This is a genomic window from Nocardia sp. NPDC058497, assembly GCF_042720195.1.
In the GTDB taxonomy this organism is placed as follows: Bacteria; Actinomycetota; Actinomycetes; order Mycobacteriales; family Mycobacteriaceae; genus Nocardia.
In genome coordinates this window covers 4,056-4,678 of record NZ_JBHXMY010000424.1, presented here as the reverse complement: position 1 = coordinate 4,678, position 623 = coordinate 4,056, and the positions used below count along the sequence as shown (strand labels likewise).

The 623-nt window shown below is 73.7% G+C and carries 1 protein-coding gene; it reads left to right on the top strand.

The annotated features are described in order from the left end of the window. Positions 1-169: 169 nt before the first annotated feature. Positions 170-514 carry a hypothetical protein gene (locus ACFWPJ_RS23760; protein ID WP_378854598.1) on the top strand — a complete coding sequence of 115 codons (345 nt, stop codon included), beginning with the start codon at positions 170-172 and terminating at the stop codon, positions 512-514. Positions 515-623: the final 109 nt, after the last annotated feature.

Here is a 623-nt window from a genome sequence, read left to right as displayed (position 1 = left end):
CAGACAGTGTGACAGCCGGTGCCACCCCCCCCCCCCCCCGCACCCCGGGCCTGCGTGAGCGGGGGGGGGGGGGGTGTGGGGGGGCGGGGCTTTCCGGGCGCCCCCCCCCCCCCACGGCTCCGGGCTCACCGCGTCCGTCGCGGACGGCACCTTCAGCCTCGCCGGGGGCGTGGTGACCCTCGCGGATCCGGCAGGCCGAGTGGTCGCCACCGTACCGACCCATATTGTCACCGATGCAGGCAATTTCGACCTCGCCGCTGGTATCGCCGCCGACGGGCAGTCGGTCACCCTGCGTCCCGTCGCCGCACCGGCCGTGGTCACCGACAATAAGGCAGCCTTCGTCGACGAAGCCGGCGACACCCTCGCCCGCAAGCAGCACAACGCGGGCATCGGCGCCCTGATCGGTGCGGGCATCGGCGCGGTGCCGGGCTTCTTCCTCGGCGGAGTCGGCGCCCTGGTCACCATCCCGATCGGTGCGGGCATCGGCGCCCTCATCGGCTACTCGACGCCGTAGTGAACGGTGTGGTTGGGGGCGGGGGGGGGGGGGCCCCCCAGACCGCGCGCGGCGTGCGAGGTGTTCAGATGGACACCGCCCCGGTCTGGGAGATGGTCAAAGCACAGGG